Annotated in this window: 36 protein-coding genes; 34 read left to right on the top strand and 2 right to left on the bottom strand. The window is 34.5% G+C overall.

What is annotated here, in order from left to right; all coding sequences use genetic code 11:
• Positions 1–4 precede the first annotated feature (4 nt).
• Positions 5–3,244, bottom strand: coding sequence for a SusC/RagA family TonB-linked outer membrane protein (locus tag SHI72_RS09630; protein ID WP_323489825.1), 3,240 nt, complete (start codon positions 3,242–3,244; stop codon positions 5–7).
• Between the two features lie 202 nt (positions 3,245–3,446).
• Positions 3,447–5,159 carry a ShlB/FhaC/HecB family hemolysin secretion/activation protein gene (locus tag SHI72_RS09625; protein WP_323489824.1) on the bottom strand — a complete coding sequence of 571 codons (1,713 nt, stop codon included), beginning with the start codon at positions 5,157–5,159 and terminating at the stop codon, positions 3,447–3,449.
• Positions 5,160–5,340: 181 nt separating this feature from the next.
• On the opposite strand from SHI72_RS09625, the gene rpsL reads away from it, so the two are divergent.
• From rpsL to eno, 34 genes are all read left to right on the top strand, one after another.
• Positions 5,341–5,724, top strand: a complete 384-nt coding sequence (rpsL, locus tag SHI72_RS09620) for a 30S ribosomal protein S12 (protein ID WP_007136570.1) — start codon at positions 5,341–5,343, stop codon at positions 5,722–5,724.
• A 22-nt stretch (positions 5,725–5,746) separates the two neighbouring features.
• On the top strand, positions 5,747–6,223 hold the full coding sequence (rpsG, locus tag SHI72_RS09615; protein WP_007803600.1) for a 30S ribosomal protein S7: 477 nt from the start codon (positions 5,747–5,749) through the stop codon (positions 6,221–6,223).
• Between the two features lie 10 nt (positions 6,224–6,233).
• A complete protein-coding gene (gene fusA / locus SHI72_RS09610; RefSeq protein WP_039111741.1) occupies positions 6,234–8,390 on the top strand; it encodes an elongation factor G in 2,157 nt (718 codons plus the stop codon).
• A gap of 11 nt (positions 8,391–8,401) precedes the next feature.
• The gene (gene rpsJ / locus SHI72_RS09605) at positions 8,402–8,707 is read left to right on the top strand and encodes a 30S ribosomal protein S10 (protein ID WP_011963470.1); all 306 of its coding nucleotides are present in this window, start codon (positions 8,402–8,404) and stop codon (positions 8,705–8,707) included.
• 155 nt (positions 8,708–8,862) lie between these two features.
• Positions 8,863–9,480 (top strand): 50S ribosomal protein L3, encoded by a 618-nt coding sequence (rplC, locus tag SHI72_RS09600; RefSeq protein WP_035619642.1) that lies wholly within the window; start codon positions 8,863–8,865, stop codon positions 9,478–9,480.
• A complete protein-coding gene (rplD, locus tag SHI72_RS09595) occupies positions 9,480–10,109 on the top strand; it encodes a 50S ribosomal protein L4 (RefSeq protein WP_039111740.1) in 630 nt (209 codons plus the stop codon). The genes rplC and rplD overlap by 1 nt, the downstream gene beginning before the upstream one ends.
• Positions 10,110–10,116: 7 nt before the next feature.
• Positions 10,117–10,407 (top strand): 50S ribosomal protein L23, encoded by a 291-nt coding sequence (gene rplW / locus SHI72_RS09590; protein ID WP_039111739.1) that lies wholly within the window; start codon positions 10,117–10,119, stop codon positions 10,405–10,407.
• Positions 10,408–10,416: 9 nt separating this feature from the next.
• A complete protein-coding gene (rplB, locus tag SHI72_RS09585) occupies positions 10,417–11,241 on the top strand; it encodes a 50S ribosomal protein L2 (RefSeq protein ID WP_035619640.1) in 825 nt (274 codons plus the stop codon).
• Positions 11,242–11,247: 6 nt separating this feature from the next.
• Positions 11,248–11,526: a 30S ribosomal protein S19 gene (gene rpsS / locus SHI72_RS09580; RefSeq protein ID WP_008464288.1), complete on the top strand. Its 279-nt coding sequence runs from the start codon at positions 11,248–11,250 to the stop codon at positions 11,524–11,526.
• A gap of 6 nt (positions 11,527–11,532) precedes the next feature.
• The gene (gene rplV, locus SHI72_RS09575) at positions 11,533–11,946 is read left to right on the top strand and encodes a 50S ribosomal protein L22 (protein ID WP_007803631.1); all 414 of its coding nucleotides are present in this window, start codon (positions 11,533–11,535) and stop codon (positions 11,944–11,946) included.
• Between the two features lie 5 nt (positions 11,947–11,951).
• Positions 11,952–12,704: a 30S ribosomal protein S3 gene (gene rpsC, locus SHI72_RS09570; protein WP_035619639.1), complete on the top strand. Its 753-nt coding sequence runs from the start codon at positions 11,952–11,954 to the stop codon at positions 12,702–12,704.
• Positions 12,705–12,723: 19 nt separating this feature from the next.
• Positions 12,724–13,149: a 50S ribosomal protein L16 gene (rplP, locus tag SHI72_RS09565; RefSeq protein WP_039111738.1), complete on the top strand. Its 426-nt coding sequence runs from the start codon at positions 12,724–12,726 to the stop codon at positions 13,147–13,149.
• Between the two features lie 13 nt (positions 13,150–13,162).
• Positions 13,163–13,354: a 50S ribosomal protein L29 gene (rpmC, locus tag SHI72_RS09560; RefSeq protein ID WP_007803639.1), complete on the top strand. Its 192-nt coding sequence runs from the start codon at positions 13,163–13,165 to the stop codon at positions 13,352–13,354.
• A gap of 17 nt (positions 13,355–13,371) precedes the next feature.
• Entirely contained in the window at positions 13,372–13,632 is a 261-nt protein-coding gene (gene rpsQ, locus SHI72_RS09555; RefSeq protein WP_035619637.1) for a 30S ribosomal protein S17, read from the top strand.
• Between the two features lie 2 nt (positions 13,633–13,634).
• Positions 13,635–14,003, top strand: a complete 369-nt coding sequence (rplN, locus tag SHI72_RS09550; protein WP_007803649.1) for a 50S ribosomal protein L14 — start codon at positions 13,635–13,637, stop codon at positions 14,001–14,003.
• A gap of 11 nt (positions 14,004–14,014) precedes the next feature.
• Positions 14,015–14,329, top strand: coding sequence for a 50S ribosomal protein L24 (gene rplX, locus SHI72_RS09545; RefSeq protein WP_035619636.1), 315 nt, complete (start codon positions 14,015–14,017; stop codon positions 14,327–14,329).
• 2 nt (positions 14,330–14,331) lie between these two features.
• A complete protein-coding gene (gene rplE / locus SHI72_RS09540) occupies positions 14,332–14,883 on the top strand; it encodes a 50S ribosomal protein L5 (RefSeq protein WP_035619635.1) in 552 nt (183 codons plus the stop codon).
• 3 nt (positions 14,884–14,886) lie between these two features.
• Entirely contained in the window at positions 14,887–15,156 is a 270-nt protein-coding gene (rpsN, locus tag SHI72_RS09535; protein WP_007803655.1) for a 30S ribosomal protein S14, read from the top strand.
• A gap of 104 nt (positions 15,157–15,260) precedes the next feature.
• On the top strand, positions 15,261–15,659 hold the full coding sequence (rpsH, locus tag SHI72_RS09530; protein ID WP_035619634.1) for a 30S ribosomal protein S8: 399 nt from the start codon (positions 15,261–15,263) through the stop codon (positions 15,657–15,659).
• An 18-nt stretch (positions 15,660–15,677) separates the two neighbouring features.
• Positions 15,678–16,220, top strand: coding sequence for a 50S ribosomal protein L6 (gene rplF, locus SHI72_RS09525; protein WP_039111737.1), 543 nt, complete (start codon positions 15,678–15,680; stop codon positions 16,218–16,220).
• 11 nt (positions 16,221–16,231) lie between these two features.
• Complete coding sequence (gene rplR, locus SHI72_RS09520) at positions 16,232–16,582, top strand: 50S ribosomal protein L18 (RefSeq protein WP_039111736.1); 351 nt, start codon at positions 16,232–16,234, stop codon at positions 16,580–16,582.
• Between the two features lie 3 nt (positions 16,583–16,585).
• Positions 16,586–17,110, top strand: coding sequence for a 30S ribosomal protein S5 (gene rpsE / locus SHI72_RS09515; RefSeq protein WP_085950271.1), 525 nt, complete (start codon positions 16,586–16,588; stop codon positions 17,108–17,110).
• A 12-nt stretch (positions 17,111–17,122) separates the two neighbouring features.
• On the top strand, positions 17,123–17,305 hold the full coding sequence (gene rpmD / locus SHI72_RS09510; RefSeq protein ID WP_017495010.1) for a 50S ribosomal protein L30: 183 nt from the start codon (positions 17,123–17,125) through the stop codon (positions 17,303–17,305).
• 11 nt (positions 17,306–17,316) lie between these two features.
• The gene (rplO, locus tag SHI72_RS09505; RefSeq protein WP_039111735.1) at positions 17,317–17,769 is read left to right on the top strand and encodes a 50S ribosomal protein L15; all 453 of its coding nucleotides are present in this window, start codon (positions 17,317–17,319) and stop codon (positions 17,767–17,769) included.
• A 12-nt stretch (positions 17,770–17,781) separates the two neighbouring features.
• Positions 17,782–19,128 (top strand): preprotein translocase subunit SecY, encoded by a 1,347-nt coding sequence (gene secY, locus SHI72_RS09500; RefSeq protein WP_035619626.1) that lies wholly within the window; start codon positions 17,782–17,784, stop codon positions 19,126–19,128.
• A gap of 7 nt (positions 19,129–19,135) precedes the next feature.
• Positions 19,136–19,351, top strand: coding sequence for a translation initiation factor IF-1 (infA, locus tag SHI72_RS09495; RefSeq protein ID WP_007136545.1), 216 nt, complete (start codon positions 19,136–19,138; stop codon positions 19,349–19,351).
• A gap of 12 nt (positions 19,352–19,363) precedes the next feature.
• Complete coding sequence (gene ykgO / locus SHI72_RS09490) at positions 19,364–19,480, top strand: type B 50S ribosomal protein L36 (RefSeq protein WP_072945378.1); 117 nt, start codon at positions 19,364–19,366, stop codon at positions 19,478–19,480.
• Between the two features lie 2 nt (positions 19,481–19,482).
• Positions 19,483–19,857 carry a 30S ribosomal protein S13 gene (rpsM, locus tag SHI72_RS09485; protein WP_039111734.1) on the top strand — a complete coding sequence of 125 codons (375 nt, stop codon included), beginning with the start codon at positions 19,483–19,485 and terminating at the stop codon, positions 19,855–19,857.
• 8 nt (positions 19,858–19,865) lie between these two features.
• Entirely contained in the window at positions 19,866–20,249 is a 384-nt protein-coding gene (gene rpsK, locus SHI72_RS09480; protein WP_007803677.1) for a 30S ribosomal protein S11, read from the top strand.
• 92 nt (positions 20,250–20,341) lie between these two features.
• Positions 20,342–20,947, top strand: coding sequence for a 30S ribosomal protein S4 (gene rpsD, locus SHI72_RS09475; protein ID WP_035619621.1), 606 nt, complete (start codon positions 20,342–20,344; stop codon positions 20,945–20,947).
• Positions 20,948–20,968: 21 nt separating this feature from the next.
• Positions 20,969–21,961 carry a DNA-directed RNA polymerase subunit alpha gene (locus tag SHI72_RS09470; protein WP_026109818.1) on the top strand — a complete coding sequence of 331 codons (993 nt, stop codon included), beginning with the start codon at positions 20,969–20,971 and terminating at the stop codon, positions 21,959–21,961.
• Between the two features lie 36 nt (positions 21,962–21,997).
• A complete protein-coding gene (rplQ, locus tag SHI72_RS09465; protein ID WP_035619618.1) occupies positions 21,998–22,486 on the top strand; it encodes a 50S ribosomal protein L17 in 489 nt (162 codons plus the stop codon).
• Between the two features lie 196 nt (positions 22,487–22,682).
• The gene (gene carA, locus SHI72_RS09460) at positions 22,683–23,786 is read left to right on the top strand and encodes a glutamine-hydrolyzing carbamoyl-phosphate synthase small subunit (RefSeq protein ID WP_323489822.1); all 1,104 of its coding nucleotides are present in this window, start codon (positions 22,683–22,685) and stop codon (positions 23,784–23,786) included.
• A 116-nt stretch (positions 23,787–23,902) separates the two neighbouring features.
• Positions 23,903–25,195, top strand: coding sequence for a phosphopyruvate hydratase (gene eno, locus SHI72_RS09455; protein ID WP_039111732.1), 1,293 nt, complete (start codon positions 23,903–23,905; stop codon positions 25,193–25,195).
• The last annotated feature ends 48 nt before the right edge of the window (positions 25,196–25,243 follow it).

Below are 25,243 nucleotides of genomic sequence, written 5' to 3'. Positions count from 1 at the left end.
TTTTTTAAAAATTAAGTTTGACGTTAAAAGAAATATTTCTTGTTGACGGCATAGGACCTGATTGGTATCCTTGTGTATTACCAGAAGATAATCCTGCTTCTGGATCAGAATAAGGAACGCTTTTGTCTATTATCCATAGATTATTTCCGATTATGCTAAATGAAGCTCCTTTTACAGAATTCCCTAATAAACTTGTTGGGAAATTGTATGTAAACGCTACCTCTCTTAATTTTACAAAACCAGCATCGTAAACAAAATGTGCAGTAGGAGGATCTGTACTTAAAACTTGACTTGATTGAGATCTATCTAATCTCGTTGTGTTTGTTACATATTGTGGTTGTCCATTTCCAGGCACATAAGCAGGGTTTGCCATAACACCTTGTAAAAGTTCACCACCACCATTAGCAAGTGTGTTTCTTATAGGATTTCCTAAGTCGTTGTTTCCAACTGAATTTTCATAAATACCTGTTCCGTATCCGTAGTATTGATCAAGAGAGAAAAGACTTCCTCCTTTTTTTACATCAATTAAGAAGCTGAAAGAAACGTTTTTGTAAGTGAATCTGTTGTTTAAACCACCAGTCCAGTCTGCTTGGTATGTTCCTAATTCGTTGTCAGTAGTAGTAGATACTAAATAAGCACCATTATCTCCAATAACTTTATTACCAGCATTATCTAATACGTATGTTGTTCCCCAGATTGTACCATAATCTCTGTTAAGAGGGGCATTGATGCTGATTCCACCTTGTAAAGAGTTGATCTGAATGTTTTCAATACCTGGTGCTAACTCAGTAACTTTAGTGTTAGGGTTAGCCCAGTTAACATTAACATCCCAAGAAAAGTTTGCAGTTTTAACAGGAGTAACATTAAGGGATACCTCGAATCCTTTTGTTGTTAAGGTACCAGCATTCATATTATTAAACGGTGATCCAGTAGCTGTTGATACAGGTAAAGGTAGAATTTGGTTGTAAGCTTTGTTTTGGAACCAAGCAACGTCAAATCCAAATCTATTATCTGCAAATTGCATGTTTAAACCTAATTCGACATTGTCTAATTGTTGTGGTTTTAAATTAGGGTTTTTTGCAGTAGTATTGTAAGAATAAGCAGGTGTGCCGAAAGGATTTCTGGCAGTATAGCTGTTTATAAGTAGGTTAGGATCAGTGTCGGAACCTACTTGAGCATAAGCAGCTCTAAATTTACCAAAGTTGATAAATTCAATATCTTTTAACCAATTTGAAAATACTACACTTCCAGATATTGCTGAATACCAATAGGTATTATTGTCAGTAGGTAAGGCAGATGATTCATCTCTTCTCACAGACCCTTCAAGATAGTATGTTCCTTTATAACCTAAAGTTGCTTGTGCGAACATACCTAGAACTTCTTTTCTTGTTTTGATTGTTCTTGGTAGTGTTATAGCAGATACTGAGTTTGAGATTGTGTATATTCCAGGAATGTACAATCCTCCAGATGTTGATTGTTCTTCAGAAAATTTGCTTTGAACGTTAAAGTTTGTACCTAATATAAAATTAAGGTTTAAATCTTCTGCTAAGTCTTTTTTGTAAGTAGCTAAGAAATCATAATTTTGCTCGCTATAATCAAACAAATTTAAAGCGTAACCAGATGGTTGGTTCACTGTATTTAGTCCTAATGCATTTGCATATGAACCTACAGCAATTCTGTCTTCTGTTTTCAAGTTAAATCCATCAGTACCCATTCTACCCATTAAGTTGATGCTTTTAGATACATCATAACTTATGCTTGCGTTTGCTGCAAATCTTCTTCTGCTATCATTGTTGTAATTTTGATCTCTTTGGAAATATGGATTGTCCCAAAAAGCAGGAGCTAGAGGAGTTAAATTATTTGGGCCTTTTATATTCCAAGTATAATTTTGATTACTCATTCCGTAAAGCTCTTTTTGTTCTTTGATGTCAACATTAGTTGGCCACCATTGTCTAAATCCAGCTATTGCGTTTCCGCCGTATCCAGTAGAGTTTCTGTTTCTTGTGTTTTGAGATACATAAGTTGCATTGAATGTTGAGCTTAACTTATCGCTAAATTTATAAGTTCCTGCGAAATTGAAGTTGTTCTTACTTAATAAAGAATTTGGTAATACATCAGAACTATTTGTATTGGCGTAAGTTAATCTATAAGTGGCTTTGTCTGAACCTCCACTTAAAGCGATATTATTTACAGTTGTAGTACCAGTTTCAAAGAATTCAATTGGTCCATTTTTGGCAGCAACCCATGGTGTTTTTTTGCCAAAAGAAGCAGATCCAGGAGTGAAGGCACCATATTGCCAAACATCCTCACCAGTATATTTAGGTCCGTAAGAAGCGTCATCACCTGTTGAAACAAGTTTAGATCCTTGGTAACTACCCCAGCTATCTTCCCCGTTGTAACCTTGACCATATTCAGTTTGGTATTTAGGGAAAGTTTTTTTGTCTACAGTAGACATAATGTAAGAAGAAGAAAATTCTACTGATAGATCATTTCTTGCTTTTCCTTTTTTAGTTGTAATGATGATTGCACCATTTTGAGCTCTTGATCCGTAAAGAGCTGTCGCTGCAGCACCTTTTAATACGTTAATCTCTGCGATATTATTTGGGTTGATATCTGATGCAGCATTTCCGTAATCTACACCACCTCTACCGCTTTTTTGGTCTAAGCTATTTACGTTGTTGTTTAGAATAGGTACACCATCTACTACGAATAAAGCTTGATTGTCTCCTAGCATAGATTTGAACCCTCTAAGAACTACGTTTGTAGATCCTCCAAAGTTTGTTCCTTGTGTTACGCTAAGACCTGCAACTTTTCCTGATAAGTTGTTTACAAAGTTTCCAGTAGGTACTGTGCTTACCTGCTCTGCTGTTACTGTTTGTGCAGAATAACCAAGAGATTTTTTCTCTCTTTTGATTCCTAATGCAGTAACTACTACTCCTTCAAGTTCTACTGATGAACTTGATAGCTTTGCACTCACTGATGTGGAACTTGCAGCTATTTCTTGGGTTTTCATCCCAATATAGCTAAATACTAATACTTGGGTTGGTGATGCTTTGATGGAGTATTTACCGTCAAAATCAGTTTGTGTTCCGCTTTTTGTTCCTTTAACTAATACACTAACACCTGGTAAGGGCATGCCTGTATTATCCGAAACAATACCTGAAACAACTCTCTCTTGCGCAAAAGTTAGTTGCGCCATTAGTACTAATAGTAGTACTAAGAATCCATTGAACTTTAGTTTCATTTTAAAATATTTTGAATTAGTCTGCCAAAAATCTTAATAATTTGTTAACTTTCCTAATAAATAAAACTTTTTTTTTGGTTTCAGTTAAAATTTAACATTATTGTATATTTCATTAAAAATGTTATAATACTGAGATATGTGTAATTTTATTGATGTTATTACGGGCTGGTTTTCGTTATTTGCAATTAATGCGGGGTTATTTTCAGAATTTAACATTATATTGGATGTTAAGTATGCTATTGTAAAATTTTATTCGATCTTCACTAGTGCTTCCGTTTGCAAGAGTTATTTGTAGCAGTCCATTTCTTGTTAAAATACCTAAACCTATTCCGATGCCGATTAAGTTATTTAATTTTTTTTTGTTCTCGGGTGTAGTTTTGTCTTGGTAAAGACCGTAGTCTGCAATGGTGTGTAGGTACAAGTTTGGTGTTGGTTGGTAGCGATATTCGGTTATTAGTAAATTGGTATTATTGGCTTGTAGGCTGTTTTCGGCAAAACCTCTTATGGAGTTAATTCCACCAAATCGATATAGTTCATTTGTTAGGTATGTGTTGCTCCAGAGGTAGTAATTTTTACTTCTTATGTAAAAACTATTTTTAATATTTATATAAAAAATGTTAATTAAGTCAATATTGGCATAATGTTGTTTGTTCTCTTCTGAATCTTCAGTTGTGTTGTTTGTGTTTGTTCTTTTTCCGAGACCTGCAGTTATGTTAATATTGGTTTTGGTTGGGAAGATGAAATTTTCGGGAGTTGTTTTTTTGTATTCAAATGTAGTCGTTGTAAAGTGGTTTTTGTAGTCTTGAATTAGAGCGCTGTTTGTATTTTGAATGTCGCTCGATTCGGTTGATTGGTATCCTATATATAGGTGGGAATTGTATTTTATGTAGTATCCTAAAGCGATAGCGGTTTTTGTGTTCTGAAAAATACTGTCTTGTTTGAAAATCTCTAATTCAGCTTTTAAGCTTGTTGGTGTTTTGAATAGGTAAGGTATCTCGATTTTGCTTTTGAAAGTTGTTTGTTTGTTTCCATCGCTTTTCCAGTATAGAGAAAATTGTTCTCCACTATGTAGGGTGTTTTCAAGGTTTATGTCAAGATATCCATTAAGAGTTATTTTTTTGTTTTCGTTATTAGAAAAACCTATGTAGCCATCAAAAGTGTTGGATTTTCTTTTTTCGATATATATATAGATTTTGGTTGAGTCGTTTGAGAATAAAATTTCAGGAAATTTGCTTTGTTTTACAAAAGTGAATTTTTCAAAATCATTGTAGATTTCTGTAGTAGTTTCTTGATTGAATGTTTTTCCAGTATATTTTTTTTTAATCTGTTTTAGGTGTCCTTTTGGAAAAATGTTTGATTGGTTGCTTTGTGTGTAGTTTAATACAATCGAGTTTATTTCTCTCTTCTTTTCATTCTTAATAGAAATGTCTGCGTAAAGGGTGTTTTTCTTTCGTTGAATATTTGTGAGTTTTAGTTTTGTAAATGCGTACCCTAAATGTTCAAGTTGATTTATTTTTTTGTTTAAAAGAGATTCAATCTCTTCGTACCGGATGGTTATTATGTTGTTTATGGTGTTTGGAAATATATTGTTAAGAATGGGGTTTTCTTTGTCTATATATATATGTATGGAGTTTGTTTTTTCTTTTAGGTCAAATTTTACTATAAAGGTGCTGTCGTTTATGCGGTTGTTTGTGATTGTTTGATTATCGATAAAGCCTTTTGATGTTAGTTTTTTTGAGAATAATTCTATTTCATCAGTTAATGACTTTGTTGTTTTGTGCTTTTTTAGATAGGGGATGGAGTCGATAGTTTTGTTTTCAAAATTGTTGGCTCCGTTTATTTTTAATTCAAAATGCTGTGCATAGCATTGTAAACTTAGAGAGGTTATTAGTAATAAAGACAAGAGTGTTTTCAATTTTAAAAGTGTTTTATTAAAAGTAATGCAAATATCTAATCTTTGGGATAAAAATCATAAGGTTAAATAATGTTATTGAAAATTAATGCATTAACGTTTGTATAGTGAAAAATATTTTATACATTTGCAACCCCGTAAAAAGCGGGAATTTAATATACATAATAAATTTTTAGTATTAATTATGCCAACAATTCAACAATTAGTAAGAACAGGAAGAACTCAGATAACTAAGAAGAGTAAATCGGTTGCTTTAGATTCTTGTCCTCAAAGAAGAGGGGTTTGTACGCGTGTTTACACTACTACACCAAAAAAACCAAACTCTGCAATGCGTAAAGTTGCGCGTGTACGTTTGACAAATGGTAATGAAGTAAATGCTTACATCCCTGGAGAAGGACACAATTTACAAGAGCACTCGATAGTATTAGTTAGAGGCGGAAGGGTAAAAGATTTACCAGGTGTTAGATATCATATCGTTCGTGGAGCGCTTGACACGTCAGGGGTTGCAGGAAGAACGCAAAGAAGATCTAAGTACGGTGCTAAACGCCCAAAAGAAGCAAAAAAGTAATTTAAACTTTTAAAAAAAAGACATGAGAAAAAGAGCGGCAAAGAAAAGACCACTTTTACCAGATCCGAGGTTTAATGACCAATTGGTAACGCGTTTTGTGAATAACTTAATGTGGGACGGTAAGAAATCTACAGCTTTTAAAGTATTTTATGATGCAATTGACATCATCGAATCTAAAAAGCAAGATTCAGAAAAATCATCATTAGAAATCTGGAAAGATGCTTTAACTAATGTTATGCCTCACGTAGAAGTACGTAGTCGTAGAGTTGGTGGAGCTACATTCCAAATTCCAATGCAAATCAGACCAGATCGTAAGATTTCTATGGCAATGAAGTGGTTAATACTTTATTCTAGAAGAAGAAATGAAAAATCTATGGCTCAAAGGTTAGCTTCAGAATGTTTAGCTGCGGCTAAAGAAGAAGGTGCTGCTGTTAAAAAGAGAATGGATACTCATAAAATGGCTGAAGCAAATAAAGCATTCTCTCACTTTAGATTTTAATTCATAAGAAATGGCTAGAGATTTAAAATATACAAGAAATATAGGGATTGCTGCTCATATTGATGCTGGTAAAACAACAACAACAGAGCGTATTCTTTTTTATACTGGTAAAACACATAAAATTGGTGAGGTGCATAATGGTGCTTCTACAATGGACTGGATGGAGCAAGAAGCAGAAAGAGGTATCACAATTACTTCTGCTGCTACTACTTGCGAGTGGAATTTTCCAACTCAACAAGGGAAGGTTTTGCCTGAAACATTGCCTTACCACTTTAATATTATTGATACTCCGGGACACGTTGATTTTACTGTAGAGGTAAATCGTTCTTTGCGTGTGCTTGATGGGTTGGTTTTCTTGTTTAGTGCTGTTGATGGTGTTGAGCCTCAATCAGAAACTAACTGGAGACTTGCTGATCAATATAGAGTTCCTCGTATGGGATTCGTTAATAAAATGGATAGACAAGGTTCTAACTTTTTGAATGTATGTCAGCAAGTTAGAGATATGTTAAAATCTAATGCGGTTGCGATTACTTTGCCAATTGGTGAAGAGAATGATTTCAAAGGTGTAGTTGATTTAGTGAAAAATCAGGCTATTATATGGCATGATGAAACTCTTGGAGCTACTTTTGATATTGTGCCTATCCCTGAGGATATGCTTGCAGAAGTAAAAGAATTTAGATCTATACTTATTGAAGCTGTTGCTGACTACGATGAGAACTTGTTGGAGAAGTTTATGGAAGATGAAGACTCAATTACTGAGGAAGAAATCAACAAAGCTTTAAGAGCGGCTACTATAGATATGGCAATCATTCCTATGCTTGCTGGTTCTTCTTTTAAAAATAAAGGAGTTCAGTTTATGTTAGATGCTGTATGTAAGTACTTGCCATCTCCAATGGATAAAGAAGGTATCGAAGGGATTCATCCTGATGATGTTGATTTATTAGAGGAGGATCAAACAAAAATTCTTCGTCGTCCAGATGTAAAAGAGCCATTCGCTGCTTTGGCATTTAAAATTGCTACAGATCCATTCGTGGGACGTTTAGCTTTCTTCCGTGCTTATTCAGGTCGTTTGGATGCGGGTTCATATATTTTGAATACGCGTTCTGGGAACAAAGAAAGAATTTCTCGTATCTATCAAATGCATGCTAATAAGCAAAATCCTATCGAATATATCGAAGCTGGGGATATTGGGGCGGCAGTTGGATTTAAAGATATTAAGACTGGGGATACTATGTGTGATGAAAAACACCCAATTATTCTTGAGTCAATGAAATTCCCTGCGCCGGTAATTGGTATTGCTATTGAGCCTAAAACTAAGGCTGACGTAGATAAAATGGGTATGGCTTTGGCGAAATTAGCTGAAGAGGATCCGACATTTACGGTTAGAACAGATGAGGCTTCAGGGCAAACTATTATATCTGGTATGGGTGAGCTTCACTTAGATATCTTGGTAGATCGTATGAAACGTGAATTTAAAGTTGAAGTGAACCAAGGTGAGCCTCAAGTTGAGTATAAAGAAGCGTTTACAAGAAGTGCAACACATAGAGAGACTTACAAAAAACAATCAGGAGGTCGTGGTAAATTCGGTGATATCGTATTTACACTTGAGCCAGCTGACGAAGTTGATGGTAAAGTTCCTGTAGGATTGCAATTTATTAATGCTGTAAAAGGTGGTAACGTTCCTAAGGAATATATTCCATCTGTAGAAAAGGGTTTCCGTGAAGCTATGAAAACTGGCCCTTTAGCAGGATACCAAGTAGATAGTTTAAAAGTGACTTTAACTGACGGATCTTTCCACCCTGTCGATTCAGATGCGCTTTCTTTTGAGTTAGCAGCTAGAATGGGGTATAGAGAAGTGGCTAAAGCTGCTGGGGCAATCATTCTTGAGCCAATCATGAAAATGGAAGTTATTACACCAGAAGAAAACATGGGGGATATCGTAGGTGATATCAACCGTCGTAGAGGTCAGGTTAATGACATGGGTGATAGAAATGGTGCTAAAACTATCAAGGCTGATGTGCCTTTATCAGAGATGTTTGGTTATGTAACAACATTGAGAACACTTTCATCTGGTAGAGCAACATCTACAATGGAATTTTCACACTACGCTGAAACACCTTCTAATATTTCAGAAGCAGTTATCAAAAAAGCAAAAGGAAACGCTTAATCTTTAAGAAAATGAGTCAAAAAATCAGAATAAAACTAAAATCTTACGATCACATGTTGGTAGATAAATCTGCTGAAAAGATTGTAAAAACAGTTAAGAGTACCGGTGCTGTTGTAACAGGTCCAATTCCGTTGCCAACACATAAAAAACTTTTTACTGTACTACGTTCTCCGCACGTTAACAAAAAAGCAAGAGAGCAATTCGAAGTAATGTCATATAAGAGATTAATTGACATTTATTCATCTTCATCTAAAACTATTGATGCTCTAATGAAACTTGAATTGCCAAGTGGAGTAGAGGTTGAGATCAAAGTTTAAGTAGTTCAAGAGTAAAAAAGGACGCTGCTTTTAGGCGAAAAATATTTTTTTTGGTTTGTGTGTAAATAAGTTATACTTTTGCACCTCTTAAAAAATAGGATTCGGTTTAAAAGCTGCGTTCTATATTTATATTTAATAATTAATAATTAATATTTATGTCTGGGTTAATTGGTAGAAAAATCGGCATGACAAGTATTTTTGATGAAAACGGGAAAAATATTCCTTGTACAGTAATCGAAGCTGGTCCATGTGTTGTTACCCAAGTCAGAACCAAAGGTGTTGACGGGTATGAAGCGTTGCAACTAGGTTTCGATGACAAAAACGAGAAACATTCCACAAAAGCGGCTTTAGGTCACTTTAAGAAAGCTGGAACTGTAGCTAAGAAAAAAGTCGTTGAATTCCAAGATTTCGCAACAGAGCAAAAATTAGGAGATCTTATTGATGTTTCTATTTTTTCTGAAGGAGAATTTGTAGATGTACAAGGTGTGTCTAAAGGTAAAGGTTTTCAAGGGGTTGTAAAACGTCACGGTTTTGGTGGTGTTGGTCAAGCAACTCACGGTCAACACAACCGTTTAAGAGCGCCAGGTTCTGTGGGAGCTTCTTCTTATCCATCTAGAGTATTCAAAGGAATGCGTATGGCTGGAAGAATGGGAGGAGACAATGTAAAAGTTCAAAACCTTAGAGTTTTAAAAGTAGTTGCTGAAAAGAACTTACTAGTTATTAAAGGATGTGTTCCTGGTCATAACAACTCTTATGTAATCATTCAGAAGTAATGGAAGTAAAAGTATTAGATTTCAACGGAAAAGATACTGGTAGAAAAGTTCAACTTTCTGATTCAGTATTCGCAATTGAACCAAATAATCACGCTGTATATCTTGATGTTAAGCAATATTTAGCTAATCAAAGACAAGGTACTCATAAAGCTAAAGAAAGAGCTGAAGTAGCGGGAAGTACACGTAAGATTAAAAAACAAAAAGGAACTGGTACTGCTCGTGCGGGTAGTATTAAAAACCCTTTGTTTAAAGGTGGTGGAACAGTTTTCGGACCAAGACCAAGAAGTTATTCATTCAAATTGAATAAAAACTTAAAGAGATTGGCAAGAAAATCTGCTTTCTCAATTAAAGCAAAAGAAGCAAGTATTGTTGTTTTAGAAGACTTTAATTTTGAAACACCAAACACTAAAAATTTCATTAATGTTTTGAAAGCTTTAGGGTTAGAAAATAAAAAATCTTTATTTGTGTTGGGAGAGTCGAATAAAAATGTATATTTGTCGTCACGCAATTTAAAGGCTTCTAGTGTTGTAAGTAGCTATGAATTAAGTACTTACGCTATTTTGAACGCTAATAATTTAGTGCTTTTAGAGAGCTCTTTAGAGGTAATTGAAGAAAATTTAAGCAAATAATAGGAATATGAGTATCATAATTAGACCTATAGTAACTGAAAAAGTAACCAAGGAAAGTGAAGTTTTGAATCGCTTCGGTTTTGTTGTTGACAAAAAAGCAAATAAAGTTCAGATTAAGAAAGCTGTTGAAGCTGCTTATGGGGTAACTATTTTGAGTGTTAACACAATGAATGTAAGACCGGATAGAACTACAAAATACACAAAAAGTGGTTTGATCAGCGGAAAGACAAATGCAATCAAAAAAGCAATTGTTCAAGTACAAGAAGGAGAAACAATTGATTTTTACAACAATATCTAAGATAGAAAAATGTCAGTAAGAAAATTAAAACCTATTACCCCAGGTCAGCGATTTAGAGTTGTGAATGGTTATGACGCCATTACAACTGATAAGCCGGAACGCTCTTTGATAGCGCCGATAAAAAACTCTGGAGGTAGAAATAGTCAAGGAAAGATGACCATGCGTTATACGGGTGGTGGTCACAAGCAGAGATATCGTATTATTGATTTCAAACGTACAAAAGAAGGAATTCCAGCTACAGTGAAATCAATCGAATATGATCCAAATCGTACTGCATTTATCGCTTTATTAGCTTATGCTGATGGAGAGAAAACTTATGTTATCGCTCAAAATGGATTGAAAGTTGGTCAGAAATTAGTTTCTGGACCGGAATCTCAACCAGAAATTGGTAACACATTGCCTTTAAGCAGAATTCCTTTAGGAACTGTTATTTCTTGTATCGAATTGAGACCAGGACAAGGAGCTGTAATCGCTCGTTCTGCTGGAACATTTGCTCAATTAATGGCAAGAGATGGAAAATATGCTACAATTAAAATGCCATCAGGTGAAACAAGATTAATTTTGTTAACTTGCGCGGCTACAATTGGAGCAGTTTCTAATTCAGACCACCAATTAGTTGTATCTGGTAAAGCAGGTAGAACAAGATGGTTAGGAAGAAGACCTAGAACAAGACCTGTTGCAATGAACCCTGTTGATCACCCAATGGGTGGTGGAGAAGGACGTTCTTCTGGTGGACATCCACGTTCAAGAAATGGAATACCAGCTAAAGGTTATAGAACTCGTTCTAAGAAAAACCCGAGTAACAAGTATATCGTAGAACGTAGAAAGAAATAATAAGATATGGCACGTTCATTAAAAAAAGGACCTTTCGTTCATTATAAGTTAGACAAGAAAGTTCAGGAAAACGTAGAAAGTGGTAAAAATGCAGTTGTAAAGACTTGGTCTAGAGCTTCAATGATTACTCCAGATTTCGTTGGACAAACTATCGCAGTTCATAACGGTCGTCAATTTGTACCAGTTTACGTAACAGAAAACATGGTAGGTCACAAATTAGGAGAATTTTCACCAACTAGATCTTTTAGAGGTCATGCTGGAGCAAAAAATAAAGGTAAAAAATAAGAAGCAATGGGAGTTCGTAAAAGAGAAACAGCAGATGCGAGAAAAGAGGCTAATAAGTCTATTGCTTTCGCAAAATTGAATAACTGCCCTACTTCACCTAGAAAAATGCGCTTAGTAGCGGACTTGGTAAGAGGTCAGAAGGTAGAAAGAGCACTTAACATCTTAAGATTTAGTTCTAAAGAAGCTTCAAGAAAATTAGAAAAACTATTATTATCTGCAATCAATAACTGGGAGCAAAAAAATAGTGAAGGTAATTTAGAAGAAGCTGGATTATTTGTTAAAGAGATCAGAGTAGATGGTGGAATGATGTTGAAAAGACTTCGTCCAGCACCTCAAGGTCGTGCACACAGAATAAGAAAACGTTCTAACCACGTAACAATCGTGCTTGGAGCTATCAATAACACACAAAGCAATTCTTAAACAGCATGGGACAAAAGACAAATCCAATTGGAAATAGACTTGGTATCATCAGAGGGTGGGACTCAAACTGGTATGGTGGAAATGATTACGGCGATAAACTTGCCGAAGATCACAAAATCAGAAAGTATATCCACGCTCGTTTATCAAAAGCTAGTGTATCAAAAGTAATCATCGAGAGAACTTTGAAACTTGTAACCGTTACTATCACTACTGCAAGACCTGGTATTATTATTGGGAAAGGTGGACAAGAGGTAGACAAGTTAAAAGAAGAACTTAAGAAAATTACAGACAAAGAGGTTCAAATTAACATCTTTGAAATCAAAAGACCTGAATTAGATGCTTATCTTGTGGCGACAAGCATCGCTCGTCAAATAGAAAGTCGTATTTCTTACAGACGTGCAATCAAAATGGCTATTGCTGCTTCTATGCGTATGAACGCTGAAGGTATCAAAGTTTTGATTTCTGGTCGTTTGAATGGTGCTGAAATGGCGCGTTCAGAAGGTTTCAAAGAAGGTAGAATTCCTCTATCAACTTTCAGAGCTGATATTGATTATGCACTTGCAGAAGCTCATACTACTTACGGTAGAATGGGAATCAAAGTGTGGATCATGAAAGGTGAAGTTTATGGAAAGAGAGATCTTTCTCCGCTTGCTGGAATGGATAAAAAACAAGCTGGTGGTGGTAAAGGTGGAGATGCTCCTCGTGGCAAATCTAACTTTAATAAAGGTTCAAAACCAGACGCTCGTAAAAGAAAGTAAATTTTTAAACTAAAGAAAAATGTTACAGCCTAAAAGAACAAAATACCGTAAGGTACAAAAAGGTAAAATGAAAGGGAATTCTCAAAGAGGATTTGAACTTTCTAATGGAATGTTTGGTATTAAATCTGTACATGAAGATGGAATGTTCTTAACTTCTCGTCAAATCGAAGCTGCGCGTATTGCTGCAACTCGTTTCATGAAGAGAGAAGGACAATTATGGATCAAAATATTTCCAGACAAACCAATTACTAAGAAGCCTCTTGAGGTACGTATGGGTAAAGGTAAAGGTGCCGTTGAATATTGGGCTGCCGTTGTTAAACCCGGAAGAATTATGTTTGAAGTTGGAGGAGTTCCTTTATCAGTTGCAAAAGAGGCGTTACGTCTTGCAGCTCAAAAGCTTCCAGTAAAAACTAAATTCGTCGTTGCTAGAGATTTCGAAGCATAATTTATATTATATTATGAAACAATCAGAAATAAAAGATCTTTCTGCAGCGGAGTTGCAAGAAAAACTTAGTCAAACTAAGAAGATATATGCTGACCTAAAAATGGCCCACGCTATTTCTCCAATTGAGAACCCACTTCAAATTAGAAGTGTAAGAAGAACAGTTGCAAGATTGGCTACAGAGCTAACTAAAAGAGAGTTACAATAATTGTATTCTGCTGAAAGATGGAAGAAAAAAGAAATTTAAGAAAAGAAAGAATTGGTGTTGTTACTTCTAACAAAATGGAGAAATCTATCGTTGTTGCTGAAGTAAGAAAAGTAAAACACCCATTATACGGTAAGTTCGTGTTGAAAACAAAGAAATACGTTGCACACGACGAAACAAACGACTGTAACATTGGAGATACTGTAAGAATTAGCGAAACGCGTCCTTTAAGTAAATCAAAATGTTGGAGATTAGTTGAAATCATTGAAAGAGCTAAATAATTATGGTACAACAAGAATCAAGACTAAAAGTAGCAGATAACACAGGAGCTAAAGAAGTTTTAACTATCCGTGTTTTAGGAGGTACCAAAAGAAGGTATGCCTCTGTTGGTGACAAGATTGTAGTTTCTATCAAAGATGCAACTCCAAACGGAAACGTGAAAAAAGGAGCTGTTTCAACTGCAGTTGTTGTGCGTACCAAAAAAGAAGTGAGAAGAGCTGATGGTTCTTATATCCGTTTCGATGACAATGCATGTGTTCTTTTGAACGCTGCAGGGGAAATGAGAGGAACTCGTGTTTTTGGTCCGGTAGCAAGAGAACTTCGTGAAAAACAATTCATGAAAATTGTATCATTAGCACCAGAAGTGCTTTAATTCGTTTTAAGATGATAAAGCTAAAAATAAAATCAGGAGACATCGTAAGAGTAATTGCTGGTGACCATAAAGGATCAGAAGGTAAAGTTTTACGAGTATACCGTGAAAAAAATAAAGCGATAGTTGAAGGTGTAAACATGGTTTCGAAACATACAAAACCAAGTGCTAAAAACCCTCAAGGTGGTATCGTTAAGAAAGAAGCTTCTATACAAATATCTAACATTTCTCTTATTGATCCTAAAACTAAGGAAGCAACTAGAGTTGGTATTAGAGTAGAAGGAGATAAGAAAGTAAGATTTTCAAAAAAATCTAATCAAGTACTATAGTAATGGCATATACACCTAGACTAAAAGAAGAATATAAGAGTAGAGTAATCTCTGCTCTTAAAGAAGAATTCGGATATACAAACGTAATGCAAGTTCCTAAACTTGAAAAAATCGTTTTGAGCCGTGGAGTTGGTGCAGCTGTATCTGATAAAAAACTTATTGACTATGCAGTTGATGAGTTAACAAAGATCACTGGACAAAAAGCAGTATCTACAATTTCAAAGAAAGACGTTGCGTCTTTTAAATTGAGAAAAGGGATGCCTATTGGAGCAAAAGTTACTTTACGTGGTGAGAGAATGTATGAGTTTTTAGATAGACTTATTACTTCTGCTTTACCGCGCGTTAGAGATTTTAGTGGTATCAAAGCTACAGGTTTCGACGGAAGAGGTAATTACAATCTTGGAGTTTTAGAGCAAATCATTTTCCCTGAAATTGATATTGATAAAGTAAACAAAATTTCAGGAATGGATATTACATTTGTTACTACTGCTCAAACAGACAAGGAAGCAAAGTCATTATTGGCTGAATTAGGATTACCTTTTAAAAAGAATTAAGACATGGCTAAAGAATCAATGAAAGCCCGTGAGGTGAAAAGAGAGAAAACGGTAGCTAAGTATGCTGAGAAAAGAAAAGCTTTGAAAGAAGCTGGAGATTTTGAAGGTTTACAAAAATTACCTAAAAATGCTTCACCAGTTCGTTTGCACAATCGTTGTAAATTAACAGGTAGACCAAGAGGTTATATTCGTCAATTTGGTATTTCACGTGTAACTTTCCGTGAGATGGCTAATAATGGATTAATTCCTGGAGTTAAAAAGGCGTCTTGGTAATCTCGCAATAAGTTATTACTTTTGCAAACCAAAAAATAATTTTAATTGATTAAAGGTTCGGGAGGCGAGTGCCTCCCGAAAACCATAATCGCAATCAAATACATATGTATACAGATCCTATTGCAGATTATTTGACTAGAGTTCGTAACGCTGTGGCTGCAAACCACAAAGTTGTTGAAATTCCAGCATCTAATCTAAAAAAAGAAATAACTAAGATCTTATTCGATCAAGGTTATATCTTGAGTTACAAATTTGAGGACAACGCTGTTCAGGGTTCAATCAAAATCGCTTTGAAGTATGATAAAGATACTAAAGAGTCAGTAATTAAAGATATCCAAAGAATTAGTAAACCAGGTTTACGTAAATATGCAGGTGCTTCTAATTTACCTAGAATCCTTAACGGATTAGGAATTGCTATTGTTTCTACGTCAAAAGGTTTGATGACAGGAAAACAAGCTAAGCAATTAAATGTAGGTGGTGAAGTAATTTGTTACGTATACTAATTATAAAGACTATATAAGATGTCAAGAATAGGTAAAAATCCAATTGTAATCCCTGCTGGTACAACTGTAGAAGTTAAAGACGGTATTATTACAGTAAAAGGAAAAAATGGTCAACTTACACAGGAGTTTTCGGATGTAACTGTAACGGTTGAAGGCGATCAAGTTCAAGTAGATAGATCGTCTGATCACAAAGATCACAGAGCAAAACACGGACTTTACAGATCATTAATCAATAATATGATTATTGGAGTAAATGAAGGGTTTACTAAATCTTTAGAATTAGTTGGAGTTGGTTATAGAGCTTCAAACCAAGGACAAAAGTTAGATTTAGCTCTTGGATATTCTCACAATATTGTTTTAGAAGTTGCTCCTGAAGTAGTTTTAGAAACAATATCTGAAAAAGGTAAGAACCCTATCGTAAAATTAACATCAATTGATAAACAACTTTTAGGTCAGGTTGCTGCGAAAATCAGAGGTTTCCGTAAGCCAGAGCCATATAAAGGAAAAGGTGTTAAATTTGTAGGTGAAGTATTAAGAAGAAAAGCAGGTAAATCAGCTTAAAAAATAAGATTATGTCATTAACAAAATCTGATAGAAGACAGAGAATTAGATTCAGAATTAGAAAATCGATTAGTGGTACTGCTACTAACCCAAGACTATCTGTATTTAGAAGTAACAAAGAAATTTACGCTCAAATTATTGATGATGTAAATGGAGTTACTTTATTAGCTGCCTCTTCAAGAGAAAAAGAAATAGGAAAAGGTACTAACGTTGAAATCGCTGCTGCTGTTGGAAAACTAGTTGCAGAGAAAGCGTTAAAAGCTGGGATTGATACCATCACTTTTGATAGAGGTGGATATTTGTATCACGGTCGTATTAAATCATTAGCAGAAGGCGCAAGAGCGGCTGGACTTAAATTCTAATATATTATGTCTAAATACAAAAATGTAGAATTGGTAAAACCAAGTGGTCTTGAACTTAAAGATCGTCTGGTAAGTGTTAATCGTGTTACTAAAGTTACAAAAGGTGGTAGAGCTTTCGGTTTTTCTGCTATTGTAGTTGTAGGTGATGAAAATGGAGTAGTTGGTCATGGATTAGGAAAATCTAAAGACGTTTCTGAAGCAATTGCGAAAGCAGTAGAAGATGCTAAGAAAAATTTAGTAAAAATTCCTTTGAACGGACAATCAGTTCCTCACGAACAAAAAGGTAAATTTGGTGGTGCACGTGTATTCTTAATTCCTGCGTCTCATGGTACAGGAGTTATTGCTGGTGGAGCTGTTCGTTCAGTTCTTGAATCAGTAGGTATTCACGATGTATTATCTAAATCTCAAGGATCATCAAATCCTCATAACGTAGTGAAAGCAACTTTTGATGCTTTATTACAAATGAGAAGCGCTTATACTGTTGCAAAACAAAGAGGTGTTTCTTTAGAAAAAGTTTTTAAAGGTTAATTCAAGGAAATTATGGCTAAATTATTAGTAAAACAAGTAAGAAGCAAAATCAACTGTCCTCTTTCTCAAAAGAGAGGTTTGGAAGCTTTAGGTCTACGTAAAATGGGACAAGTTGTAGAGCATGATTCAAATCCTGCTATCCTTGGGATGATAAACAAAGTTAAACACTTAGTTTCTGTTGAAGAAGCTAAATAACAAATACTGTTATGAATTTAAGTAACTTACAACCAGCTGAAGGGTCAACACACAATCAAAATAAAAGATTAGGTAGAGGAGAAGGTTCAGGAAAAGGTGGTACTTCTGCAAGAGGTCACAAAGGAGCAAAATCTCGTTCTGGTTATTCTAAAAAGATTGGTTTTGAAGGAGGGCAAATGCCACTTCAAAGACGTGTACCTAAGTTCGGTTTCACAAACATCAACCGTAAAGAATACGAAGGTGTAAATTTGGATACGCTTCAATTATTAGTAGACAATGGTATTATTACAGATTCTGTTGATATGACAGTTTATGTAGCTAATCGTCTAGCTACCAAAAATGAGATCGTTAAGATTTTAGGTAGAGGAGAATTGAAAGCAAAATTAAAAGTAACTGCTCACAAATTTACTGCTACTGCAAAAGCTGCTATTGAAGCTGCTGGTGGAGAAGCTGTAACAATATAATTTTTCTATTGTATGAAGAAATTTATTGAATCAATAAGTAATGTTTGGAAAATCGAAGAACTAAAAAATAGAATCTTAATTACTTTAGGACTTCTTTTAGTATATCGTTTTGGAGCACACGTTACGCTTCCTGGAATTGATGCAACGCAATTGACTGGTTTAGCGGGACAAACAAAAAATGGTTTAGGATCTATTCTAGACATGTTCACCGGAGGTGCATTCTCTAAAGCTTCAGTTTTTGCTTTAGGTATTATGCCTTATATTTCTGCGTCTATTGTTGTACAGTTAATGGGAATTGCGATTCCGTATTTACAAAAACTTCAAAATGATGGAGAGAGCGGTAGAAAAAAAATTAATCAGATAACACGTTGGTTAACTATTGTTATTACACTAGTTCAAGGACCAACTTACATCTATAATTTATATAGAACATTACCTAGTAGTGCATTCTTACTAGGTTTTAATTCTTTTGAGTTTTTATTTTCTTCTGTGATAATCTTAGTTACAGGTACAATTTTTGCCATGTGGTTAGGAGAAAAAATTACAGATAAGGGTATTGGAAATGGAATTTCATTGTTGATTATGGTTGGTATATTAGCTCGTTTTCCACAAGCTTTTATTCAAGAATTTACAACCAGAGTTACCAATAACAATGGAGGACCAATGTTATTAGTTATCGAAATTATTATTTGGTTATTAGTTATTATTTCTTGTGTATTGTTGATTATGGCAGTACGTAAAATCCCAGTTCAATACGCTCGTCGTACAACTTCAGGAGATTATGAGCAAGACTTGATGGGCGGAAATAGACAATGGATTCCACTTAAGCTTAATGCTTCTGGGGTTATGCCAATCATTTTTGCGCAAGCAATTATGTTTATTCCTGCTGCTGTAGCTGGATTATCAAAATCAGATACATCACAATCAATTGTTGGTGCTTTTAGTAATATGTTTGGATTCTGGTATAACTTTGTATTCGCAACTTTAATAGTTGTATTTACTTTCTTTTATACTGCAATTACAGTTCCTACTAACAAGATGTCTGATGATTTAAAGAGAAGTGGTGGTTTTATTCCGGGTGTTAGACCAGGAGTTGAAACTTCTGATTATCTTGATAAAGTGATGTCTTTAATAACTTTCCCAGGATCTTTATTCCTTGCTTTGATTGCTGTGTTCCCAGCCATTGTTGTAAGTTTTATGGATGTACAACAATCTTGGGCAATGTTTTTTGGAGGTACCTCGTTAATAATTATGGTTGGAGTTGCGATAGATACTATTCAACAAATTAACTCATATTTATTAAACAAACATTATGATGGTTTAATGAAGACTGGTAAAAATAGAAAAGCAGTAGCTTAATTTTTATATGGCAAAACAATCAGCAATAGAACAAGACGGATCAATCATTGAAGCATTATCAAATGCGATGTTCCGTGTAGAATTAGAAAATGGACATATTGTAATTGCTCATATTTCTGGTAAAATGCGTATGCATTACATCAAATTATTACCTGGTGATAAAGTGAAACTAGAAATGAGCCCTTACGACTTGTCAAAAGCAAGAATTACTTATAGATATTAAAGGATATTCACTATGAAAGTTAGAGCATCAGTAAAAAAGAGAAGTCCCGAGTGCATCATTGTGCGTAGAAAAGGGAGATTGTACGTAATAAACAAAAAGAATCCTAGATTTAAACAAAGACAAGGATAATTATGGCAAGAATAGCAGGGGTAGATATCCCAAAAAATAAGAGAGGTGTTATAGCACTTACCTATATCTTTGGATTAGGAAGAAGTAGAGCTATTGAGATTTTAGAGAAAGCTCAAGTAAGCCAAGATAAAAAAGTTCAAGATTGGAATGATGATGAGATCGGAGCAATTCGTGAGGCAGTATCAGCTTTCAAAATTGAAGGAGAATTACGTTCTGAAGTTTCTTTGAACATCAAACGTTTAATGGATATTGGTTGTTACAGAGGTATCCGTCATAGAACTGGTCTTCCATTAAGAGGGCAAAGAACTAAAAACAACTCTAGAACAAGAAAAGGTAAAAGAAAAACTGTTGCTAACAAGAAAAAAGCAACTAAATAATAAGTAATATGGCTAAAGCAACTGCAAAAAAACGTAAAGTTATCGTTGAATCAACGGGTGAAGCTCATATTTCTGCCACTTTCAACAACATTATCATTTCTTTGACTAATAAGAAAGGTGAAGTTATTTCTTGGTCTTCAGCTGGTAAGATGGGTTTCAGAGGTTCTAAAAAGAACACTCCGTACGCAGCTCAAATGGCAGCAGAAGATTGTAGTAAAGTAGCTCTTGAGGCAGGACTTAAAAAAGTTAAGGTTTATGTAAAAGGACCAGGAAACGGACGTGAGTCTGCTATCCGTTCTATTCATAACGGTGGAATTGAAGTTACTGAGATTATCGATGTTACTCCAATGCCTCACAACGGATGTCGTCCTCCTAAAAGACGTAGAGTTTAATACTCAAAAACAAATATAGTATAACCTAGATTGAATATAGATTATCGAAGGATAAGACCTGAATTCATAATCTCAATCTTAAACAATTTAAAATGGCAAGATATACTGGTCCTAGTACAAGAATCGCTCGTAAATTTGGCGAAGCAATCTTCGGAGATGATAAGTCTTTCGAAAAAAGAAATTACCCACCTGGACAACACGGGATGGCTAAAAAAAGAGGAAAAAAATCTGAGTATGCTGTTCAGTTAATGGAAAAGCAAAAAGCTAAATATTCTTACGGAATTTTAGAAAAACAATTCAGAAATTTATTCGAAAAAGCATCAGCTACTAAAGGAGTTACTGGTGAAGTTTTATTACAATTATGTGAAGCAAGATTAGATAATGTTGTTTTTAGAATGGGTATTGCTCCTTCTAGAAGAGGTGCACGTCAGATTGTATCTCACAGACACGTTACTGTAAATGGTGAAGTTGTTAATATTCCTTCTTACCACCTTAAGCCTGGTGATAAAGTTGCTGTTCGTGAAAAATCTAAATCTTTAGAAGCTATCGAACGTTCTTTATCAAATTCAAGTCATGTTTATGAATGGATTACTTGGAACAATGATCTTAAAGAAGGAACTTTCGTTTCTGTACCTGCGAGACTTCAAATTCCAGAAAACATTAAAGAACAATTAATCGTAGAGTTGTACAACAAATAATAATTGACTTAGTCGAAATTTATGGCAATATTTAATTTTCAAAAGCCCGATAAAGTTATCATGATCGATTCAACCGATTTTGAAGGTAAATTCGAATTTAGACCTTTAGAACCTGGTTATGGATTGACTGTTGGTAATGCACTTAGAAGAGTTTTGCTTTCAGCATTAGAAGGTTATGCAATTACATCTGTTCGCATTGAAGGTGTAGATCATGAGTTTTCTACTATCTCAGGTGTTGTTGAAGATGTTACCGAAATTATCCTTAATCTTAAACAAGTTCGTTTCAAACGTCAAATTGAAGATATCGATAATGAAGCAGTTACTATTTCTGTTTCTGGTAAAGATCAATTAACAGCAGGTGATTTTCAAAAATTTATTTCAGGTTTTCAAGTACTGAATCCAGACCTTGTTATCTGTAATTTAGATAGTAAAATTAAACTGAATTTCGATTTAACTATCGAAAAAGGTAGAGGATATGTTCCTGCTGAGGAGAACAAAAAACAGAACGCTGCAATTGGAACTATTTTTACAGACTCAATTTTTACTCCGGTAAAAAATGTAAAATATGCAATTGAAAACTTCCGTGTTGAGCAAAAGACCGATTATGAGAAATTAGTTTTTGAAATTAAAACTGATGGATCTATTAATCCTAAAGATGCTCTTACTGAAGCTGCTAAAGTTTTAATTCACCACTTCATGTTATTCTCTGACGAAAGGATTACACTCGAGGCTGACGAAATTGCACAAACAGAATCGTATGATGAAGAGTCATTACATATGAGACAATTGCTTAAAACTAAGCTTGTTGATATGGATTTATCTGTGAGAGCATTAAATTGCTTGAAAGCGGCTGAAGTTGATACACTTGGTGATTTAGTATCGTTCAATAAAAATGACCTAATGAAATTCCGTAATTTTGGTAAAAAATCTTTAACTGAACTTGATGAACTTGTTGCAGTTAAGAATTTAACTTTCGGAATGGATTTAGCTAAATACAAACTAGATAAAGAATAATCTAATTCGCCTTGGCGAGTTAAATTTAACATAGCAATGAGACACGGAAAAAAATTCAATCACTTAAGCAGACAGACTGGACATAGAAAAGCTATGTTAGCTAATATGGCTTGTTCTCTTATTGAGCACAAACGTATTAACACTACTGTTGCTAAAGCTAAAGCGCTTAAACAATTCGTTGAGCCTTTAATCACAAAATCAAAAGAAGATACGACTCACAACCGTCGTATTGTTTTTGCATACTTACGTAGCAAATATGCTGTAACTGACTTGTTCAGAGATGTAGCTGCTAAAGTAGGAGACCGTCCAGGTGGATACACTCGTATCATTAAAGTTGGAAATCGTTTGGGAGATAACGCTGATATGGCGATGATCGAACTTGTAGATTTCAATGAACTTTACAATGGAGGTAAAAAAGAAGTTAAAAAAGCTAAAAGCCGTCGTGGTGGAAAAGCAAAGAAAGCTGAAGAGACTTCTGAAGCTCCTGCTGCTGATACAGAAACGACAACTGAAGCTTCTGAATAATTATGAAAATAATCATTCAATAAGAATTAAGGATAAACTAGTTACTAGTTTATCCTTTTTTTTTGTTTTTTCTAATCTAAAAATGCAAGAATCTAACACTTTAGCTTCTTGAGGTTTTATTTTTAGAGATGAATTTTTTAAAAAACCTTGCACTCGCTCTTTTAAAAAATTAAATTTGCAAAATATCTAATTACAAATGAAATACACAACACGACAAAGCGCCATTCTTTTACTAAGTGACGGAACAATTTTTCACGGAAAATCAATCGGAATTAGTGGTACTACTTTTGGTGAAGTTTGCTTTAATACTGGAATGACAGGATATCAGGAGATTTTTACCGATCCTTCTTATTTTGGTCAGATTATGGTTGCAACCAATGCACATATTGGAAATTATGGTGTAAATGATTCTGAAATAGAATCAGACGGCATTAAAATTTCGGGATTGGTTTGTAAAAATTTTAGCTTCAATTATTCTCGCGAAGATGCTTCAGAGAGTTTGGAGTCTTATTTTATAAAAGAAAACCTTATTTGTATCTCTGATGTTGATACAAGAGCATTGGTGAGTTATATAAGAGATAACGGAGCAATGAATGCTGTTATATGTACAGACGGAACTTCTATAGAAGATTTAAAAATAGCTTTGGCAAATGTTCCTAATATGGAAGGTTTGGAATTAGCCTCTAAAGTTTCGACAAAAGAGCCTTATTTTTATGGAGATGAAAATGCTACTTATAAAATTTCTGCTTTAGATTTAGGAATTAAAAAGAATATCTTGCGTAATCTTGCTAAAAGAGATTGTTATATTAAGGTTTTTCCATACGACTCTACTTTTAAAGATTTAGCAGCATTTAACCCAGATGGATACTTCTTGTCAAATGGTCCTGGAGATCCGGATCCTTTATTTGGTGCAATAGAAGTTGCAAAAGATATATTAGCAAATGATAAGCCATTATTTGGTATTTGTTTAGGGCATCAAGTTATTGCTTTAGCAAACGGAGTTTCTACTTATAAGATGTTTAATGGACATCGTGGAATTAACCACCCGGTTAAAAATATCATTACAGGAAAAGGTGAGATTACGTCTCAAAATCATGGTTTTGCTGTTAATAAAGAACAACTTGATAATCATCCAGATTTAGAGATCACTCATTTGCATCTTAATGACGAGACTGTTGCTGGTATGCGTATGAAAAACAAAAACTGTTTCTCTGTGCAGTATCATCCGGAAGCTAGTCCTGGACCTCATGATTCATCTTATTTATTCGATCAATTTATTGAGAATATAAAAGGGAATTAAACTAAAACGATTGAGTTAATAACTAAAAGTATTTTATTACTAAGGAACTTAATTAGTGTCAAATATTTTTATAATTTCGAAAAATATTTATAATTTAATAATAAAAAATAGAAATAATGAGTATTATAATAAAAATTCACGCAAGACAAATTTTTGATTCTAGAGGTAATCCTACTATTGAAGTTGATGTAGTTACAGAAAACGGAGTTTTAGGAAGAGCGGCAGTTCCATCTGGAGCTTCTACTGGAGAGCATGAAGCGGTTGAGTTACGTGATGGTGGAAAAGCTTTTCTAGGTAAAGGAGTTTTGAATGCAGTGAAAAATGTAAATACTATTATTGCTGAAGAGTTAATTGGTATTTCTGTCTTTGAACAAAATGTAATTGATCAAACAATGATTGATTTAGATGGAACTCCAAATAAATCTAAATTAGGAGCAAATGCTATTTTAGGTGTTTCTCTTGCAGCAGCAAAAGCTGCCGCTAATGAATTAGGATTGCCTTTGTATAGATATGTAGGAGGAGTTTCTGCAAATACGTTACCAGTTCCAATGATGAATATCATCAACGGAGGTTCGCACTCTGATGCTCCGATTGCTTTTCAAGAATTTATGATTTTTCCTGTAAAAGCAACTTCATTTTCACACTCTATGCAAATGGGGACTGAAATTTTCCATAGCTTGAAAAAAGTATTACATGACAGAGGATTAAGTACTGCTGTTGGTGACGAAGGAGGTTTTGCTCCAAATTTACCAGGTGGAACAGAAGATGCTTTGGATACTATTAAAAAAGCGGTTGAAAATGCAGGATATACTTTCGGTGACGAAATTATGATTGCTCTAGACTGTGCTGCTGCGGAATTTTATGTAAACGGTAAATACGATTACTCTAAATTTGAAGGAGAAACAGGTAAAGTAAGAACTTCTGCTGAGCAAGTTGATTATTTAGCTGAATTAGTAGCTAAATACCCAATTATATCTATCGAAGATGGTATGGATGAAAATGACTGGGACGGATGGAAATTGCTTACTGAAAAAATTGGACATAAAGTACAATTAGTAGGTGATGATTTGTTTGTAACTAATGTTGAGCGTTTATCTACAGGAATCGAAAAAGGAATTGCAAATTCTATTCTTATTAAAGTAAACCAAATTGGTACTTTAACAGAAACTATTGCTGCTGTTAATATGGCTAAAAATGCAGGTTATACTTCAGTAATGTCTCACCGTTCTGGAGAAACTGAAGATAACACAATTGCAGATTTAGCAGTTGCATTAAACTGTGGTCAAATTAAAACAGGTTCTGCTTCTCGTTCTGATCGTATGGCTAAATACAATCAGTTGTTAAGAATTGAAGAAGAATTAGGTACTACTGCTTATTTCCCTGGATTAAAAGCTTTCAAAATAAAATAATTGTAAGATTATATATTACTTTGAGCCATTCGTGAAAACGAATGGCTT

It is taken from the genome of Flavobacterium sp. PL02 (assembly GCF_035013205.1).
In the GTDB taxonomy this organism is placed as follows: Bacteria; Bacteroidota; Bacteroidia; order Flavobacteriales; family Flavobacteriaceae; genus Flavobacterium.
The sequence above is the reverse complement of the archived record's forward strand: the minus strand, read 5'-3'. Positions and strand labels throughout refer to the sequence as shown.